Origin of the sequence: Sphingomonas sp., assembly GCF_042095875.1 — a bacterium.
In the GTDB taxonomy this organism is placed as follows: domain Bacteria; phylum Pseudomonadota; class Alphaproteobacteria; order Sphingomonadales; family Sphingomonadaceae; genus Sphingomonas.
In genome coordinates this window covers 1-16,668 of record NZ_JBELMJ010000027.1, presented here as the reverse complement: position 1 = coordinate 16,668, position 16,668 = coordinate 1, and the positions used below count along the sequence as shown (strand labels likewise).

Here is a 16,668-nt window from a genome sequence, read left to right as displayed (position 1 = left end):
GACGCGGCGGTTATCGCAACCGTGCCGCCGCCGCCAGCGCGCGTTCGCGCGCCTCGCGGTGCCCGATGATCTTGGACGGGTAGGCGTCGGGCTTGCACCCCGCGCTTTCCGGATCGTGGATCGCGGGGTCGGGCACGTCGGCGAGCTCGGGCACCCAGCGGCGGATGTAGTCGCCCGCGTCGAACTTCTCCGACTGGGTCAGCGGCGCCATGATGCGCGAGAACATGTTGGCATCGACGCCCGTCCCCGCGACCCACTGCCAGTTGACCGAATTGTTGCCGTAGTCGGCGTCGACCAGGCAGTCCCAGAACCAGCGCTCGCCCTCTCGCCAGTCGATCAGCAGGTGTTTGGTGAGGAAGCTGGCGGTGATCATGCGCAGCCGGTTGTGCATCCAGCCGCTGGTCCACAGTTGCCGCATGCCGGCATCGACGATCGGGTAGCCGGTACGCCCGCGCTGCCACGCGCGCAGGTCGGCCTGTGCCACCTTGCCGGTCCGCCACTTGAGCGCGTCGTACTTTGGGCGGCCGTTCTTGTCGCCGTAATCGGGCAGCGCGAGCGTCACGCCGCTGGTGAAGTCGCGCCAGGCGAGCTCCTTGTGATATTTGGTCGCGTCCTCGCCGGTGGCGACCTCGTGCCATAGCGCGCGGACGGAGATCTCGCCGAAGTGGAGGTGCGGGGACAGCAGCGAGGTGCCCTCCTCGGCGGGCAGGTTGCGCATCTGCTCATAACGGTCGACGCGCTTTGCAAAGGCACGGGCCTTCTTCTGCGCGTCGCCCTCGCCGGGCTCGCCGTCGAAGTCGACCGACCAGTCCGGCTTGGTCGGGAGAAGGTCGAAGCTGGCGAGCGTCTCCGACTTCGGCCACTTGCCGGGCGCGGTAATGCTGTTCGGTGCGGGGTGCGGCTTCTCGGGCGAGAGGTGCTGCTGCAATGCCTTCCAGAACGACGAGTAGATGCGGTACGGCCTGCCGCTGCCGGTCCTCACGTCCTCGACGTGGACGAGGTGATTGCCGTCGTGGAGGCAGAGGCGGTCGTCCAGCGCCTCTTCGACCTTGCGCCACCAGGGTTCGTAATGGTGCAGCGCGTGGATGCGGTCGGCTCCGGTCTCTTCCAATACCTCGCGCAGCACCGTCTCGGACGCGCCGCGGCGCCGGATCAGGCGGCTGCCGTGCGCGCGCAGGCTCTCGTCGAGCGAGGCGAGGCTGCCGTGCAGCCACCAGCGCTGCGCCGCGCCGATCCGCCAGTCGCCGGGCGTCTCGTCGTCGAGGATGTAGAGCGGGATCACGTCGCCGTCCGCCACCGCGGCGAGCAGCGCCGGTTGATCGTGGAGGCGGAGGTCTTGGCGGAACCAGAGGATGCTCGTCACCCCGCGACTACGCCGACCCCGCGATTCTGTTCCGCTGCCGCAACGGGTCGCCGGGCCAGCAGCTCGCTCAGCGTCACAATGACGCGGACGTGGCGCGCGGCGATCGCCACCACCTCGTCGCCGTAGCCGCCGCCCACGGTGCAGGCGAGCGGGAGTGCGCGGGCGGACGCCAGCCGCGCGACCAGCCGCTCGCGCCGGACGAGCCCGTTCTCGCTCAAGCTCAGCCGCCCGAGCCGGTCGCCCGCGAACGGGTCGACGCCGCCTTGGTAGAGGATCAGGTCGGGGCGGTGCGCGTCGAGGAAGCCCGCCAGGGTGCGATCGAGCGTGACGAGATACTCGTCGTCGCCGACCCCGTCGGCGAGCGGGACGTCGAGCGTCGACTGCGCCTTGCGCGCGGGAAAGTTCTTCGCCGCGTGGATCGAGTAGGTCGCGATCTGCGGGTGGCCGGCGCATAGCGCGGCGGTGCCGTCGCCCTGGTGGACGTCGCAGTCGACGATCGCTACGCGCTCCACCCTGCCCTCCTCGACCAGCCGGTGCGCGGCGATCGCGAGGTCGTTGAAGACGCAGTAGCCCGCGCCCGTGTCGGCGAGCGCGTGGTGGCTGCCGCCCGCGGTGTTGGCGGCGAAGCCGTGGTCGAGCGCGAGCAGCGCGGCGAGATAGGTCCCGCCGGGCACGACCGCGGCGCGGCGCGCGACCAGCGGCGTGATGGGAAAGCCGGTGCGCCGCTCCTTCTCGCGCGGCACCTGCGCGGAGAGCACCTGCGCGACGTAGTCGGGATCGTGGACCGCCTCCAGCCAGGCGCGCGGCATCGGTGCCGGTTCGTGCCACGCGATCCGCTCGCCTTCGCCGCGCAGCAGGTCGCGGATCGCGCCGTTCTTGCCCCAGCGATAGGTGCTGCGCGCCGGCGCCTCGGTGACGTAATCGGGATGGTGGACGACCGCGATCATGCGGCTAAGATAGGTTGCAAAGAACGACGCGCCACCGCGCGCGGCACACAGGAGAGCGTTCGTGACCGATACGACCATCGACCGTCCTGCCACCAACGAGCGCGAGCCGTTCGTCAGGCCGGACGTGCGCAACTTCCTGGCGTACCTGAACAGCATTCCGGGGCCGAAGATGCACCAGCAGACGCCCAGCGAGGCGCGCGCAGTGTTCCACGCGATGAAGGACATTGCCGATCCGCCGGTCGGCACGCTCGCCACGATCACCGACCTGACGATCCCGGTCGAGGGCGGCAGCATCGCCGCGCGGCTGTTCGATCCGCGCGAGACGCGCGCGCCCGGACCGGTGGTGGTGTTCTTCCACGGCGGCGGCTTCGTGATCGGCAACGTCGACACGCACGCGAGCTTCACCGCGGAGATGGCGCGACAGCTCGACTTGCCGGTCGTGTCGGTCGAGTACCGCCTCGCGCCCGAGGCGAAGTGGCCCGCGGCACCCGACGATTGCGAGGCGGCGGCGCGCTGGGTCGCGTCCAGCCCGGCCGAACTCGGCCGCACCGCGACCGCGCTGGTGCTGTCGGGCGACAGCGCGGGCGGCACGCTGACCATCACCACCGCGATCGCGCTGCGCGACGAGGCGGCCGCGGTGCCGGTGATCGTTCAGGCACCGATCTATCCGGCCGCGGACATGATGAAGGAATATCCGTCGTTCAACGACTTCGCCGACGGCTATCTGCTGACGCGCGAGGGGATGATGTGGTTCGGCGAGCATTACGCACCCGAGCCTACGCACGTGAAGGCGTCGCCGATGGGCGGGTCGCTCGCCGGGCTGCCGCCGGCGGTGATCGTCACCGCCAGCCTCGACCCGATCCGCGACCAGGGCCGCGCCTACGCCGCCGCGCTGATCCAGGCGGGCGTGCCCGTCACCTTTCGCGAGGCCCGCGGCAACATCCACGGGTTCATCACGCTGCGGCAGGCCGTGCCGTCGAGCACGGGCGATGTCGCGGCCTATCTGACGGCGGTGAAGGGCGCGATCGTCGAGGCCGAGGGGCAGCGCGTGATGGCGCAGGCGGCGGGCTGACGATCGGTCGCCGGACGCGACCGACGGTGGAGTCGGCGCGCGGCGGCTGATAGGGAAGCGGGCATGACCGACCCTTCCTCGCTTCCCTATCGCCCGTGCGCGGGCGTCATGCTGGTCAATCGCGACGGGCGCGTGTTCGTCGGGCAGCGGATCGATAACACGCTGGAAGCGTGGCAGATGCCGCAGGGCGGGATCGATCAGGGCGAGGACGCGCGCGCCGCGGCAATTCGTGAGTTGGGCGAGGAAACCGGCGTCACCCCCGACAAGGTTTCGCTGATCGCCGAGGCGCCCGACGAATTGCTCTACGACCTGCCGCCCGATCTGGTCGGAAAGGTATGGAAGGGCAAGTATCGCGGGCAGCGCCAGCGCTGGTTCCTGTTCCGCTTCACCGGCGAGGACAGCGACATCCGCATCGACACCGCGCACCCCGAGTTCCGCGCGTGGCGCTGGGCCGAGCCCGCCGACCTGCCGCGGTTGATCGTGCCGTTCAAGCGCGCGCTGTACGAGGACGTGCTCGCCGCCTTCGCCGATCATCTCAACTGACGGGCGGTTCGTCGTCGCCTTGCCCATTCAGCGTTCCCGTCATCGCGGCTGCCGCATAGGATCGTGCGCGCGATGATCGCCGCGCTGCTTCTCTCCGCCGTCGCCGTCGACGCGCCCGACACGATGGCCATCCCGCAGACGATCCGCGCCATGCTCGACGCGGCAATGGCGTCGGGCGACGAGAATGCGGTCAACACGATCGTCAAATACGCGCGGGTCGCCGATCCGGCGTCGGGCGACGCGGCGCTGAAGCTCGCCAGCGACTGGAAGGAAGTGCGCGCGCGCGAGCGCAACGAGCGACTGCGCGAGGCGACCGCGTTCGAATTGTGGACCGGCCGGATCGAGGCGGGTGGCTTCGCGTCGACCGGCAACACGCAGGTGACCGGGATCACCGGCTCCGCCAATCTCCAGCGCGAGAGCCTTAACTGGCGCCACAAGCTGAGGCTGCAGGCCGATTATCAGCGCAACGCCGGCGTCACCAGCCGCGAACATTATCTCGCCGCCTACGAGCCGAACTGGAAGATCGACGACCGCGTCTACCTTTACGGCAGCGCGCAATTCGAGGCCGACCGCTTCTTCGGTTACTATGAGCGCTACTCGGCCTCGACCGGCGCCGGCTACAATGCGATCCGCTCGCCGAAGCTGACGCTGGACGTCGAGCTGGGCCCCGCCTTTCGCTACACCAGCTTCACCGACGGACGACTGCAGAGCAGCCCGGCGGCGCGCGGCAGCCTCGACCTTAATCTCAAGCTGTCCTCGGGCGTGACGATCAAGCAGAACGCGTCCGCCTATGCCGAGCGATTCAACAGCACGGTGAGCAGCAACACCGCACTGTCGGCGAAGCTGATCGGCCCGCTGTCGGGTCAGGTGTCGTACACGGTCCAGTATGAGAGCAGCCCGCCGGAGGGTCGCGTGTCCACCGACACAACCAGCCGCGCGTCGCTGGTCTACAGCTTCTGATTTGCGCGCGCGCCGACCCGACGGTCGCAATCGTGCGCCGGTCGCGCTAGGCTGGTCCCCATGGAGAGCGGGCAGGAACACGAGGCGCTGATCGCGCGCATCGACGCGGGGGCGCTGCTCGCGCGGACGCAGGCGTGGAGCGCGGTGAACAGCGGGACGCGCAACCTGCACGGTCTGGCGCACGTCGCCGCGTTGCTCGGCGACGCCTTCTCCTCGCTGCCCGGCGCATTGTCGCTGGTCGACGGCGACGGCGCCGAGAGCGTCGGCAGCGACGGCGTGGTCACTCGGTTGGAGCACGGCCAGCACCTGCGGCTGGTGGTGCGGCCCGAGGCACCGGTGCAGATGCTGTTCACCGGACACATGGACACCGTCTACCCCGCCGACCACGCGTTCCAGGCGCTGACGTGGCGCGATGAGAACACGCTCAACGGTCCCGGCGTCACCGACATGAAGGGTGGGTTGTCGGTGATGCTGGAGGCGCTGCGCGCGGTCGAAGCCGCGGGCACGCCGCAGCTCGGCTACGAGGTGGTGATTAACTCGGACGAGGAGACTGGCTCCTTCTCGTCCGCCCGCCTGATCGCGGAGGCCGCGCGCGGCAAGCACGCCGCGCTGACCTACGAACCCGCGCTGCCCGACGGCACGCTGGCGGGCGCGCGCGGCGGAACGGGCAATTTCTCGGTTGTGGTGCGGGGGCGGGCGGCGCACGCGGGGCGCAACCCCGCTGACGGAAGGAACGCGATTGCCGCGGTGAGCGAGATCGCACTGCGCCTGCACGATGCCAGAGGTCCCCGGCTCGCGGTTAACCCGGCCCGGATCGACGGCGGCGGCCCGAACAACGTGGTGCCGGACCTGGCCGTTCTACGCATCAACTTTCGCCCCGGCGACCTGGGCGAGATCGAGCGTGCGCGCGGCCTGATCGCGGAGGTGACCGGCCGCGTCGCCGAGCGGCACGACGTGCGGGTCGAGCTGCACGGCGGCTTCAACCGCCCACCCAAGCCGATCGATCCGGGCGCCGCGCGGCTGTTCGCGCTGATCGGGCAAGCGGGCGCGGTGCTCGACCTCGATATCGCATGGCGCGACACCGGCGGCGTGTGCGACGGCAACAACATCGCCGCGGCGGGCGTGCCCGTAGTCGACACCATGGGGGTGCGCGGCGGCGCGATCCACTCGTCGGACGAGTATCTGCTGGTCGACAGCCTGGTCGAGCGCGCCGCGCTGTCCGCGCTGACGATCACGCGCATCGCCGAGGGAGCCCTTCTTTGACGTTCGTCGTTCGTGCCGCCACCGAGGCGGACCTGCCGCACCTGTACGAGATGGCGAAGCTGACCGGCGGCGGCTTCACCAACCTGCCGCCCGACCGCAAGGCCCTGTCGGCGAAGCTCGCGCGCAGTCGCGAGGCATTCGCGCGGGTCGAAGGCCCGATCACCGACGAGTTGTTCGTCCTCGTGCTGGAGAACACCGCGACGCGCGAGGTGCGCGGCACCTGCCAGTTGTTCACGATGGTGGGGCAGCAGCACCCCTTCTACTCCTATCGCATCGGCACGCTGACGCAGCACAGCCGCGAGCTCGACCGGACGTTTCGCGCCGAGATGCTGACGCTGACCACCGACCTGGAAGGGTCGAGTGAGGTCGGCGGGTTGTTCCTACATCCAGGCGAGCGTGCCGGCGGGCTCGGGCTGCTGCTCGCGCGCGCGCGCTACCTGTTCATCGCCGCGCACCGCGCGCGCTTCGCCCCGCGCATCCTGGCGGAACTGCGCGGCGTCATCGACGAGGCGGGCGGATCGCCGTTCTGGGACGGGCTCGCCGGGCGCTTCTTCGGCATGAATTTCCAGGCGGCGGACGAGTTCAATGCGGTGAACGGCCACCAGTTCATCGCCGACCTGATGCCCAAGCACCCGGTCTATACCGCGATGCTGCCGGAACACGCACGCGCCGCGATCGGCCTGCCGCACCCGAGCGGCCGCGCGGCGATGCGGATGCTGGAGAACGAAGGCTTCGCGTTCGAGAATTACGTCGACATCTTCGACGGCGGGCCGACGATGACCGCGCGGACCGACGCGGTGCGCAGCATCCGCGATGCCCGAGCCGCGCGCGTGGTAGCGATCGACGGCGATGGCGGAACGCAGGCGCTGGTCGCGGCGGGTGCGCTCGCCGACTTCCGCTGCGCCTACGGCGACGTCCGCGCGTGCGGCGACGGCGTGATCCTCGATCGCAGCTGCGCCGACGCGCTGGGTGTCGCCGAGGACGCCCAAGTCAACCATATCGCGCGGTGGTGAGATGATCGCCGAGATCAACTTCGATGGCGTCATCGGCCCGACGCACAACTACGCCGGGCTCAGTCCGGGCAATCTCGCCGCCACGCACAATGCGGGCGCGATCGCGCGACCGCGCGCGGCGGCGTTGCAGGGCATCGCCAAGATGCGCGCCAACGTCGCGCTCGGGCTGGCGCAGGGCGTGCTGCTCCCGCACCCGCGCCCCGATCACCAGTGGCTGACGGCATTGCACACCGACTACGCTTCGGCCGCGCCGCACCTGAAGGCACGCGCGCTGTCGGCCTCGGCGATGTGGGCGGCCAACGCGGCAACCGTCTCGCCCGCGCCCGACTGCGACGACGGGCGCTGTCACCTGAGCGTCGCCAATCTGGTGACCATGCCGCATCGCAGCCACGAGTGGCCCGACACGCTGGCGCAACTCCGCCTCGCCTTCGCGAACGATGCGTTTCGCGTCCACGCGCCCGTGCCCGCGCCGTTCGGCGACGAGGGCGCGGCCAACCACATGCGGCTGTGCGCGGGGCACGGTGCGGCGGGCGTGGAGGTCTTCGTCTACGGCGAGGCGGGTGGGCCGTTTCCGGCGCGCCAGCACGTCGAGGCAAGCCGCGCGATCGCGCGCGCGCACCGGCTCGATCCCGCCCGCACCTTGTTCGTGGAACAGTCTGCACAGGCGATCGCGGCGGGAGCGTTCCACAACGACGTCGTCGCTGTTGCCAATGGCCGAACGCTCTTCGCGCACGAGCTGGCGTTCGCCGACCGGGACGGCTTCTACGCCGCACTGCGCGCGATCATGCCCGAGGTCGAGATCGTCGAGGTGTCGGCAGCGGAGGTGAGCCTCGCCGACGCGATCAGCTCTTACCTGTTCAACGCGCAGCTGGTGAGCACGCCCGCGCGCGGCCAGACGTTGATCGTGCCGCGCGAGGTGCGCGACTGCCCGGCCGCGTGGCAGTGGATCGAGCGTCACGTCGCCGGCAACGGTCCGATCCGCGCGGTCGAGGTCGTCGACGTGCGCGAGTCGATGGCGAACGGCGGCGGCCCCGCGTGCCTGCGCCTGCGCGTCGCCTGCGATCCCGCGACGGTCGATCCGCGCTTCCTGGTCGACGATCGCCGGCTCGACCTGATCGCCGAGGTCGTCAGCGAGTACTGGCCGGAGGTGATCGCACCCGATCACATCGGCGAACCCGAACTGATCGCGCGCGTCGAGAAGGCATGGCGTGCGTTGCTGCGGGCGCTCGACCTTGTCGAGTTAATTGACAGGTAACCACGACCGGTAACGCCGAAATGGCGCAAATCCGCGCTTGGCGCGGCTTTTGCGTAATCACTCGCATGTTGAAGCGCATCGCCCGCCTGTTCGTCATCAAGAACAAGTTCGAGGCATTCCTCGTCATCTATGGGCTGGGCACGGGCGCGGTGGAGCGCGGGATGCACTACCGCGCGCAGTACCCGGGCACGCAAGGATGGATCCTGTTCGGCGCCTGCACGCTGGCGGTGTTCATGGCAGGCGCGAAGATCATCGACGCGGTGGAGCACGGCGCACACGATTGAAGCGACCAAATGTACCGGACACGAAAAAGCCGGGCCATTGCTGACCCGGCTTCGTCCATCGTAGCGATGGTTACTCCAGCTCACTTGTCCCGAAGGAGAAGTGGCGCGCCCGGAACGATTCGAACGTCCGACCCTCAGATTCGTAGGGCAATAAAGCGCCTTCCAGCAGCGTCCCAGAACGTCTCTTTCTGGCGCGAAAACAACAACTTGCATGTTCCGAGTGTTCCCTTTACGTTCTAGGGTATCAGCACCCATTTGTTACCTAAGGTAACAGCATGGCGGCCGGAACAGACCAGGATCATAGCTATGCCCAGCAAAGCTGTAGGTCTCACGGATGCAAAGATCCGAGGCCTAAACCCGCCGTCGTCAGGCCAAGTGGAACTACTAGATCAACTCGTTGGCGGGCTCCGCGTACGCGTTGGCGCCTCAGGCGGCAAAACCTTCATCCTACACAAGCGCGTTGGAGGCTCTGTTCGAAACGTTACCTTAGGCCGCTTCTCGGATGCGTTCACGCTAGCCGACGCCCGCAAGAAGGCTCGATCCTTGCTGATCGATCTTGAATCCGGAAAGGGGCTGCCCCAGCCGACCGGTAGCGCCGGTGGCGCTGTCGGACGCCTCACCTTCTCCGTACTCTGGGGGCAATACCTCGAGCGTGCTGTACGGGGTAAAAAGAAGAGCGCCTCCGAGATCGAGCGCATCGGAAAGAAGTTCATCCTTCCACGTTTTGGCGATCGGCTTGCCGACACGATCACCCGCTCGGAGGTGACCGCGCTGGTCGAAGACATCACCTACCGAGACGCGAACAACCCGACGCCAAGAGCGGGGTTGGGAGTGCACCAACAGCTGAGCTCCTTCTTCACCTGGGCTATGCCGAAGCTGGAAAAGCTTCCAGCCAACCCATGTCGCGATGCGGGTCGCCCTCCCCTGCCAAAGGCTCGAGACCGATTCCTCTCAGAGGCCGAGATTCGCGTTTTCTGGCAGGCGTGCGACGTCATGGGATGGCCGTTCGGACCTGGCTTCAAGCTGCTCCTCTTGACCGGGCAACGTCGCGGCGAGGTGTTCAACGCTGCCCGTTCCGAGTTCGACGGTGACACCTGGGTCATTCCGGCCGCGCGGGCAAAGAACGGCAAAGCGCACATCGTTCCGCTTACCAAAGCCGCCAAGGCATTGATCGAAGGTCTTCCGGTGATGGATGACTCGAGCAAGCTCTTTCCCGTCGCAGGTAATCCCGACGCTTCTGTCAACGGCTTCAGCAAAGGGCATCCGCGCCTCCTCCGGGAGATGGCCAAGATCTTGAAGGTAGACGCGGTGGATCACTTCATCCTGCACGATCTACGACGCACGGTCGCAACAGGCATGCAGCGCCTAGGAGTACCGATGCCCGTTACCGAAGCCGTACTGAACCACATCAGCGGCTCCCGATCAGGCATCGCCGGCGTCTACCAACGCTACGATTACCAGCGGGAGAAACGAGAAGCGCTGGAGAGCTGGAATGGCGAGCTCGAACGGATTGTGGCGGGCTAACGCTGACTTGACCTTCAACTATGTCATTGAAGCTGCCGACTACCATTCCTCTCAACCGAAACGATAGCACAGATTATGTAAAATGTTGGTGCTTTCGGTCAGCAGTCAGGCCGCCTCGATCCAGTCCGCCATCGACTCTCGCGGCAGATACCCGCGATTGCGCAGGATCGTAACGATCACGCTGTCGCGCACCCCGAAGCGGCTCGCAGCGCGCACGATCTGCTCTCGGGTCGGACGGTTCACGTCGACGACGTCGCGCAGCGCCTCCATCGGACAGAGCAGCGCCTGGGCGAACGCGCGCTGGAACTTCTGGCGGTCGGTCCGCGATCGGCTGATCACCCCGAAGCCTCGGCCACCGGTCCACACCTCGTCGCCGATCATCCTCGCCAGCTCGAACCGGCGATCGTTGAGAGGTTTCATCGCCAAGGCCAATCGCGACTGTGTTCCATCATCCTGGGTCTTGGTGGCGAACGGCAGATAAGGCGCGGTCGCCGTTGCTTCCTTGAGCAACTCCCACCGGACCCGAAGAATGTCGCCCAGATCGGCCCAGCGGACAATGTTGCCGAGGTTAAGGGCTGTCAATCGGCGTCCAAAAAGGACCCCTTATCGGCGTGCAAAAGGGACCCCCTTCGTCGAGCGGTGTGACGGGTATGGCGGGCGCACCGTTCGCGCTGGTTGCGGCGTAGAGCGGGCGTAGCCCGACCGGAGGCGCAACCAGCGCGAAGCGTTCTCTGCCGGTGGTCCTGGGCGTCAGCTGCGGTGCTTGAAGCGCCAGCTGTCATTGCCCGTTTCGACGATGTCGCAATGGTGGGTAATGCGGTCGAGCAGCGCGGTGGTCATCTTGGGGTCGCCAAAGACGGTCGGCCACTCGCCAAAGGCGAGGTTCGTGGTCACGATGACCGAGGTCTGCTCGTAGAGCTTGCTGACGAGGTGGAAGAGCAGTTGGCCGCCCGAGCGGGCGAACGGCAGGTAGCCAAGCTCGTCGAGCACCACCAGATCGAGCCGGGAGAGCTGGGCTGCCAGCGTGCCGGCCTTGCCAAGGCGCGTTTCCTCCTCAAGCCGGTTTACCAGATCAACCGTGTTGAAGTAGCGCCCCCGGGCGCCGACCCGTACCACATTGGCGGTGATGGCGGTGGCGAGATGCGTCTTGCCGGTGCCAGTTCCGCCGACCAGCACGACGTTGCGCCTACCCGGAAGAAACGAGCCGCTGTTCAGCGAGCGCACCAGCCCCTCGTTGATAGGGGTGTCGTCGAAGACGAAGGCGTCGAGGTCCTTCACCGCTGGCAATCTTGCGGCCGACATTCGGTAACGGACCGACGCTGCATGGCGATGGGCGGCTTCGGCGCGGAGCAGGTCGGTCAGAACCTCCATGGTCGTGCGCTTGCGTTGCAGGCCGGTGGTACTCGCGCCGGGTTGCTCCGGGGCTTACTTCGTAAACTTAGTCAGCGCCGCGCCAGCCATCCGACCTAAACGAGCGATATCTTCCGGGAAGCATTTGGCGCGACGAGCGCACCCAGCAGACGCAAACCGCGCTCGAGACGCTCTCTCGATATCGTACCACCGATCGACACGCGGAGCGCAGGGACGGCCAGCGACCGGTCCACGGCGAACGCCTCGCTTCCTACTACCGAAAGGCCATGCGGCCGCAGCGTGTTCACGATCTCACCCGGATTGGCCTCCGGATGGAGCGGCACCCAGAGATGATAACCCTCGGCCTGAGCCCGGTAGCTTTCGGGCTCTAGGAACTTTGCGGCGATCGCCTGACGGGCCTGCGCCTCGGCGCGGACCGCTCCTGTCAGTTGCTGGAACACGCCGCTGCCGATCCAGTCTGCAACAATCGCAGCGTTGAGCGGAGGCGCCATCACCGCCGTCTCATGCAGATCGGCAGCGAGCCGCCAAGCCTGCGCCACGGTGGGTGCGCGCAACCAGGCGATACGCAGGCCCGGCGAAAGGATCTTGGAGACGCTGGCGATATGCCATGTCCGATCAGCCGCGTGGGTCGCGATCGGTGCCAATGGCCGTTCGGGCAAAAGTCCGTAAGCGTCGTCTTCGATCACGATCAGACCGTGCCGTATCGCCGTTTCCGCGAGCGCTTGCCGACGCTCGGCGCTCATCGTCGCCGTCGTCGGATTGTCGTTGGTCGGCACGACGTAGATGGCGCGGATCGCGCACCTCGTGCAGGCCGTGGCCAGTGCGACGGGATCAAGCCCCTCCCCGTCGGAGGGGATCACGCAAAGCCGCAGGCCGTAGCGGCGCGCGATGGAAAGGAAGCCCGGATACGCATGGGCCGCGACTGCTACGGCATCGCCGGCTTGCAACTCGGCGCTGACGACCGCGTGAAGGGCGTGCTGCCCCCCGGCGGTCACGAGCACCGTGTCATCGTGACATGGAACGCCGCGTGCGCTGAGCAGATCGGCCCCGGCTTCGCGAACTGCGACCATCCCGCCGCTCGGCTGATATTGAAAAGGCGCCACCATGTCGGCGCGCGCCAGCAGATCCTCGGCCGATCGGCGGAACGCTGCCGTGAGCAAGGCACCTGGAACTTCCGGGGGGGCGTTCATGCCGGTGTCCGCGGGCTCGCTATACCTGACCTTCGACGTCTCCGCCTTTTTCTGACGAACAAAGCTACCGCGCCGTCCGTCCCCTTCAATGAGGCCTTGCCGCTGCGCCTCGCCATAGGCGCGGGTGACCGTTGTGAGGTCCACGCCGAGAACATCGGCCAAGGCGCGCTGCGGCGGCAGTCGGGTGCCACCCGCCAATCTGCCGGCCTCGATATCCCGTGCGAGCGCCTCGGCGATCGCGAGATACTTCGGACCAGTCACCGACTCGATATCTGGCTTCCAGTTTTGCATGGCTGCTACATAAGCGCTTTACGTACAACGTCCATACATAGTGCACAGATAGGTGAGTTTGTCGCTATGGTGCATCAGTCCCGATGGACGGCGTACAGCTCTTTGCCGTTGAGCGCGGACCGGGCGATCTCGCCTTCGTCATGGAAGGCGAGCGAGGCTTCGGGAACATCGCCATCCCAGAAGGTCTGATCCGCATAGCAGGCCAGCGCTCGCTCAAGGCGCCCGAATCGTTCCATCGTTGCGCCAATGGCCTGGAGAGCGACGCGCACCTCCACAAAATCATCACCGCCGCCGCTATTCACCACGCGTGCGTCGTCTGAACGTCCGACGCTCAGGAGATAGGCGGCGGCAGCCCGGCGGGCTTCAAGCAGCATCGTTCGCATGATGGTTTCGATTGGACGTGTCGTCGACCGGGTGCGTGATCAATCGTCGAAGTTGCTGTTGTGCTCGCTGGTGCTCTGGCGGCCATGCAGATTGTCCCACAGCTTGCCCGTACCCGCTTCCTGGGAGCGGTTCACATATTGCGAGGCTACCAGCCACCCTTTGATTGGGCGGAGTGGGAGAAGGCAGAACAGCAACATCAGCGGCACTGACGTTACCAGGTGAACCCAGACCGACGGTTCATAGACCGCCTGCAACCAGACCAGAAACGCGATCGGCGGCAGTGCGAAGAAGCAAAGCGAAAAGAACGCCGGGCCGTCATCTGGCGCCGCGAAACGGTAATCGAGACCACACGTCTCACATCGATCCGTGACCTTCAGCCACGACTTGAACATGTTGCCCTTGCCGCAGCGTGGACACAGGCCCTTCCAGCCGGTCCGCATGATCCATCCCCACTTGTCGGCATCGGTCTCGTGAGTCACTTGCATAGCGTTTGTCCGTGTTGGCGAGACATACATAGTGCACTCTGCATGGATGTTCCAGACCCTTTGTATGCTTAAGCATGTTCAGCGGTTCTGGTGTGGCACTATGCACGATGGCCGCGCTTAGGACGGGACGTAAGCCAGTTCGCGCCGCTGCGCGGCGGCAGGCCTGGACCATCCCTCGCTGCTTGGCCCCCATCATCTGGTGCGGCGCGTGTCTCTGACCGAGATCCGGCTGTTCTCACAGCTTCACATCTTTCTCGAGGACGGAGAACTGCTTACCAACTCCCATAATCGCGACCTCTACAGCGCCGCATGGGATCTCGCGCGGGCGGACAGCTTCGAACTGCCCGCATGATGATGCTATTCGGGTACCGCGCCTAGCTCTCGAGCTGGGTAGTGAAGACCGTCTGCTGCTTCGATGGCTCCTGGGGTCATCGAAGCAGCGCTCACCGTCGTCTCCGACATCAGGTGGAACACGCGTCTGCCCTCCTTGATAAGGTAATCGGCTACGATCCGGCGATGGCACCGCCACCAGACCGCTTCCGCGCACATGATGGCGGTACGGCGCTCCGCTGACACATGGAGGAGATGCGCCAGACCGCAACGGAACGGCTCTGAAAGGGCGTAATCCGCGTAATTGTGGAAGCTCTGGTTGCGCCACAAGGCGTTCGCGTCCGCCGGCATTCCCGACTTCTTCCGGAGCCCACCGAGCTCCGCGAACCGCATATGGGCCACCTGGAACTCGGCCAAGGCATCGGGAAGTGCGTCCAAATTATACTGAGGATTGGTCCGCGATTTCGGGACGCTGCGAATATCCACGACAAGCTGCACGCCGCCAGTCTACAGCAAGGCGACGAACTCAACGATTGAGCGGGTCGAGTGGCCGATTGTAAAAACTGGGAGCATCTCAGGCATACGTGTGCCCCATAGAGTGCAGCATAGGGGAAGACATCTCTCGACCTGTCACAGCCGGGAAACCACGTTGTCAAGCATCGGACGCAGCCGTGCTAACTCCGCACGGTGCGCATTCGCCAGTGATGACAGTAGCGCCCGCCCCGCCGCGGTGAGCCGGATCCCAACCCGCCGCCGGTCGCTCCCTGATCTCAGCCGCTCAACCATGCCGATAGCCTCGAGCCGATTAAGGAGACCGCTCGTACTGTGCGGCTGAAGCAGCATCTGGTCTGCCAACTCGCCTACCGAAAGCTGGCAATCCGGGGCTGCTCGCAGCGCAAGGAGCGCTTGGTACTGCTGCGCAGTGATGCCGGCTGCCTCGGCCGCAATTTCGCTGAAACGGAGAAAGCTGCGGAGGTTCTGGCGGAACGCAGCTAAAGTGGCATAATCGTTATCGCCGAGAAGCTCGCCGCTCGGATCGATGTCCGCTCTCATTTCCGGAGCCACAGACGCCGAAACGGTATCCCCTTCCTCCGGTAGAGGCAGGGTTCTGGGCGCAAGCGACACGTTGTGTTCAATGGACTCGGAGATCGGGCTTTCGCGTAGTGCTCGCTGGCGCAACGTCGACGAGTGCACATCGTCACGTTGGGGCATCCCCACCGCCACAAGTGCGACCTCGAGCGTTTGCCTGTGAAGCTCGCTGCCTCGCGTCACACTGTCCCACCCGAGTGCACCTGGATGAGTTTCGCGCCAGATCCGGCCTGCCAGTCTGTCGATCTCACCGGCCGTCGATGGGCGATCTCTGCCGATACAAGCTGCAAGCACCGGCCATTCTGAGCCTTGCGCGTGCGCCATGCCACTTCTCCATCAATTCGGTCCGAGCCGGGCAGACACAGACCGTATCATCCCACGGGCGTGCAAAAACCTATAGCCATGTCGTTGGTATATCGCAATGCGATACATCGGGCTTTGGCCAGGGAACACCTCAAGCAGGGAGACATTCACAACTTATGGACGGCGGAACTGCGGACGAATTGGGGCCTTTGATAGAGAGGGTGCGATCATGCAGCGCATGCGCCAATTACCTCCCTCTTGGCCCGCGGCCCGTCCTGCAGCTGTCCAAGAGTGCCACCCTTCTGATCGCGAGTCAGGCGCCAGGAACCAAGGCACACGCGAGTGGCATCCCCTTCTCTGACGCGTCCGGCGACCAGCTGAGGCGCTGGATGGGCATCTCTGACGAGCAGTTCTACGACGCGGCACGGGTCGCCATCGTTCCGATGGCCTTATGCTACCCCGGGCGAGCCAGCGGCGGCGGTGATGCGCCGCCTCGCCCTGAATGCTCGACACTTTGGCGGGAGCCGCTGCTCGCACAGCTTCCCCACCTGCAGCTCACCCTACTCGTCGGGACCTACGCACAGGAACATGTGCTCGGTTCAGGAAGGATGGCCGACCGCGTGCGTCACTTCGATCGATACCTTCCTCGCCACTTTCCCTTGCCGCACCCGTCGTGGAGGTCGAGAGGGTGGATGACAAAGAACCCTTGGTTCGAGGAAAACGTGCTCCCGGAACTGCGCTGGCAGGTGTCCAATGCGCTAGGACCAGGCCACAGCGGGCTGCGCCCAAATGGAGCATGAGGTCGCGCGGTTTAGGTGCATCGGCGATGACGAGACCCCGCTCACCGTCCTCGAGTATCTCCACTCCACAGTTGTCCCCGGCAAGACCGGCGCCGCCTCCTGCGCGGCTCCCGCCGCCTCGCGCTCACTTCGGGCGAGGCGGTCCGGTGTCCGCCGTCAGCACCAATGGCACAGATTTGAGGTTGTGATTTAAGGAGGATC

At 66.2% G+C, this 16,668-nt stretch carries 19 protein-coding genes; 10 read left to right on the top strand and 9 right to left on the bottom strand.

The window, feature by feature from the left end:
* Positions 1-10: 10 nt before the first annotated feature.
* On the bottom strand, positions 11-1,363 hold the full coding sequence (locus tag ACFDS6_RS10670) for a cryptochrome/photolyase family protein (protein WP_375272147.1): 1,353 nt from the start codon (positions 1,361-1,363) through the stop codon (positions 11-13).
* The gene (locus ACFDS6_RS10665; protein ID WP_375272146.1) at positions 1,360-2,310 is read right to left on the bottom strand and encodes a histone deacetylase; all 951 of its coding nucleotides are present in this window, start codon (positions 2,308-2,310) and stop codon (positions 1,360-1,362) included. Before ACFDS6_RS10665 ends, ACFDS6_RS10670 begins: the two co-directional genes overlap by 4 nt.
* Before the next feature lie 61 nt (positions 2,311-2,371).
* On the opposite strand from ACFDS6_RS10665, the gene ACFDS6_RS10660 reads away from it, so the two are divergent.
* From ACFDS6_RS10660 to ACFDS6_RS10625, 8 genes are all read left to right on the top strand, one after another.
* The gene (locus ACFDS6_RS10660) at positions 2,372-3,382 is read left to right on the top strand and encodes an alpha/beta hydrolase (protein WP_375272145.1); all 1,011 of its coding nucleotides are present in this window, start codon (positions 2,372-2,374) and stop codon (positions 3,380-3,382) included.
* 63 nt (positions 3,383-3,445) lie between these two features.
* On the top strand, positions 3,446-3,925 hold the full coding sequence (locus ACFDS6_RS10655; protein ID WP_375272144.1) for an RNA pyrophosphohydrolase: 480 nt from the start codon (positions 3,446-3,448) through the stop codon (positions 3,923-3,925).
* A gap of 72 nt (positions 3,926-3,997) precedes the next feature.
* The gene (locus tag ACFDS6_RS10650; protein ID WP_375272143.1) at positions 3,998-4,885 is read left to right on the top strand and encodes a YdiY family protein; all 888 of its coding nucleotides are present in this window, start codon (positions 3,998-4,000) and stop codon (positions 4,883-4,885) included.
* A 60-nt stretch (positions 4,886-4,945) separates the two neighbouring features.
* Entirely contained in the window at positions 4,946-6,148 is a 1,203-nt protein-coding gene (locus tag ACFDS6_RS10645) for a hydrolase (protein WP_375272142.1), read from the top strand.
* Positions 6,145-7,161 carry an arginine N-succinyltransferase gene (locus tag ACFDS6_RS10640; protein ID WP_375272141.1) on the top strand — a complete coding sequence of 339 codons (1,017 nt, stop codon included), beginning with the start codon at positions 6,145-6,147 and terminating at the stop codon, positions 7,159-7,161. Before ACFDS6_RS10645 ends, ACFDS6_RS10640 begins: the two co-directional genes overlap by 4 nt.
* A gap of 1 nt (position 7,162) precedes the next feature.
* Positions 7,163-8,416, top strand: coding sequence for an N-succinylarginine dihydrolase (locus ACFDS6_RS10635; RefSeq protein WP_375272140.1), 1,254 nt, complete (start codon positions 7,163-7,165; stop codon positions 8,414-8,416).
* 65 nt (positions 8,417-8,481) lie between these two features.
* Positions 8,482-8,700: a hypothetical protein gene (locus tag ACFDS6_RS10630; RefSeq protein ID WP_375272139.1), complete on the top strand. Its 219-nt coding sequence runs from the start codon at positions 8,482-8,484 to the stop codon at positions 8,698-8,700.
* Positions 8,701-9,006: 306 nt separating this feature from the next.
* Positions 9,007-10,224, top strand: a complete 1,218-nt coding sequence (locus ACFDS6_RS10625; RefSeq protein WP_375272138.1) for a tyrosine-type recombinase/integrase — start codon at positions 9,007-9,009, stop codon at positions 10,222-10,224.
* Between the two features lie 105 nt (positions 10,225-10,329).
* On the opposite strand, the gene ACFDS6_RS10620 is transcribed toward ACFDS6_RS10625, so the two are convergent.
* From ACFDS6_RS10620 to ACFDS6_RS10600, 5 genes are all read right to left on the bottom strand, one after another.
* The gene (locus ACFDS6_RS10620) at positions 10,330-10,806 is read right to left on the bottom strand and encodes an ImmA/IrrE family metallo-endopeptidase (protein WP_374294078.1); all 477 of its coding nucleotides are present in this window, start codon (positions 10,804-10,806) and stop codon (positions 10,330-10,332) included.
* Positions 10,807-10,974: 168 nt separating this feature from the next.
* A complete protein-coding gene (gene istB / locus ACFDS6_RS10615) occupies positions 10,975-11,616 on the bottom strand; it encodes an IS21-like element helper ATPase IstB (protein ID WP_375272173.1) in 642 nt (213 codons plus the stop codon).
* Between the two features lie 74 nt (positions 11,617-11,690).
* Positions 11,691-13,076, bottom strand: coding sequence for a PLP-dependent aminotransferase family protein (locus tag ACFDS6_RS10610; RefSeq protein ID WP_375272137.1), 1,386 nt, complete (start codon positions 13,074-13,076; stop codon positions 11,691-11,693).
* Positions 13,077-13,150: 74 nt separating this feature from the next.
* Complete coding sequence (locus tag ACFDS6_RS10605) at positions 13,151-13,459, bottom strand: hypothetical protein (protein WP_375272136.1); 309 nt, start codon at positions 13,457-13,459, stop codon at positions 13,151-13,153.
* Between the two features lie 39 nt (positions 13,460-13,498).
* Positions 13,499-13,945 (bottom strand): DUF983 domain-containing protein, encoded by a 447-nt coding sequence (locus tag ACFDS6_RS10600; RefSeq protein WP_375272135.1) that lies wholly within the window; start codon positions 13,943-13,945, stop codon positions 13,499-13,501.
* A 208-nt stretch (positions 13,946-14,153) separates the two neighbouring features.
* Between ACFDS6_RS10600 and ACFDS6_RS10595 the strand changes: the two genes are divergently transcribed.
* Entirely contained in the window at positions 14,154-14,297 is a 144-nt protein-coding gene (locus tag ACFDS6_RS10595; RefSeq protein WP_375272134.1) for a hypothetical protein, read from the top strand.
* 5 nt (positions 14,298-14,302) lie between these two features.
* Here the strand turns inward: ACFDS6_RS10595 and ACFDS6_RS10590 are convergent, their stop codons facing one another.
* Entirely contained in the window at positions 14,303-14,773 is a 471-nt protein-coding gene (locus tag ACFDS6_RS10590) for a DUF488 family protein (protein ID WP_375272133.1), read from the bottom strand.
* Between the two features lie 132 nt (positions 14,774-14,905).
* The gene (locus tag ACFDS6_RS10585) at positions 14,906-15,688 is read right to left on the bottom strand and encodes a MarR family winged helix-turn-helix transcriptional regulator (protein ID WP_375272132.1); all 783 of its coding nucleotides are present in this window, start codon (positions 15,686-15,688) and stop codon (positions 14,906-14,908) included.
* Between ACFDS6_RS10585 and ACFDS6_RS10580 the strand changes: the two genes are divergently transcribed.
* On the top strand, positions 15,625-16,467 hold the full coding sequence (locus ACFDS6_RS10580; RefSeq protein WP_375272131.1) for a uracil-DNA glycosylase family protein: 843 nt from the start codon (positions 15,625-15,627) through the stop codon (positions 16,465-16,467). The genes ACFDS6_RS10585 and ACFDS6_RS10580 overlap by 64 nt on opposite strands.
* Positions 16,468-16,668 lie beyond the last annotated feature (201 nt).

Bases quoted from the DNA above. Each gene is read 5' to 3' on its own strand.
- ACFDS6_RS10665 (WP_375272146.1), bottom strand. From the start codon at position 2,310: ATGATCGCGGTCGTCCACCATCCCGATTACGTCACCGAGGCGCCGGCG.
- ACFDS6_RS10655 (WP_375272144.1), top strand. From the start codon at position 3,446: ATGACCGACCCTTCCTCGCTTCCCTATCGCCCGTGCGCGGGCGTCATG.
- ACFDS6_RS10650 (WP_375272143.1), top strand. From the start codon at position 3,998: ATGATCGCCGCGCTGCTTCTCTCCGCCGTCGCCGTCGACGCGCCCGAC.
- ACFDS6_RS10645 (WP_375272142.1), top strand. From the start codon at position 4,946: ATGGAGAGCGGGCAGGAACACGAGGCGCTGATCGCGCGCATCGACGCG.
- ACFDS6_RS10635 (WP_375272140.1), top strand. From the start codon at position 7,163: ATGATCGCCGAGATCAACTTCGATGGCGTCATCGGCCCGACGCACAAC.
- ACFDS6_RS10630 (WP_375272139.1), top strand. From the start codon at position 8,482: ATGTTGAAGCGCATCGCCCGCCTGTTCGTCATCAAGAACAAGTTCGAG.
- ACFDS6_RS10625 (WP_375272138.1), top strand. From the start codon at position 9,007: ATGCCCAGCAAAGCTGTAGGTCTCACGGATGCAAAGATCCGAGGCCTA.
- ACFDS6_RS10610 (WP_375272137.1), bottom strand. From the start codon at position 13,076: ATGCAAAACTGGAAGCCAGATATCGAGTCGGTGACTGGTCCGAAGTAT.
- ACFDS6_RS10605 (WP_375272136.1), bottom strand. From the start codon at position 13,459: ATGCGAACGATGCTGCTTGAAGCCCGCCGGGCTGCCGCCGCCTATCTC.
- ACFDS6_RS10600 (WP_375272135.1), bottom strand. From the start codon at position 13,945: ATGCAAGTGACTCACGAGACCGATGCCGACAAGTGGGGATGGATCATG.
- ACFDS6_RS10580 (WP_375272131.1), top strand. From the start codon at position 15,625: ATGGGCGATCTCTGCCGATACAAGCTGCAAGCACCGGCCATTCTGAGC.
- ACFDS6_RS10585 (WP_375272132.1), bottom strand. From the start codon at position 15,688: ATGGCGCACGCGCAAGGCTCAGAATGGCCGGTGCTTGCAGCTTGTATC.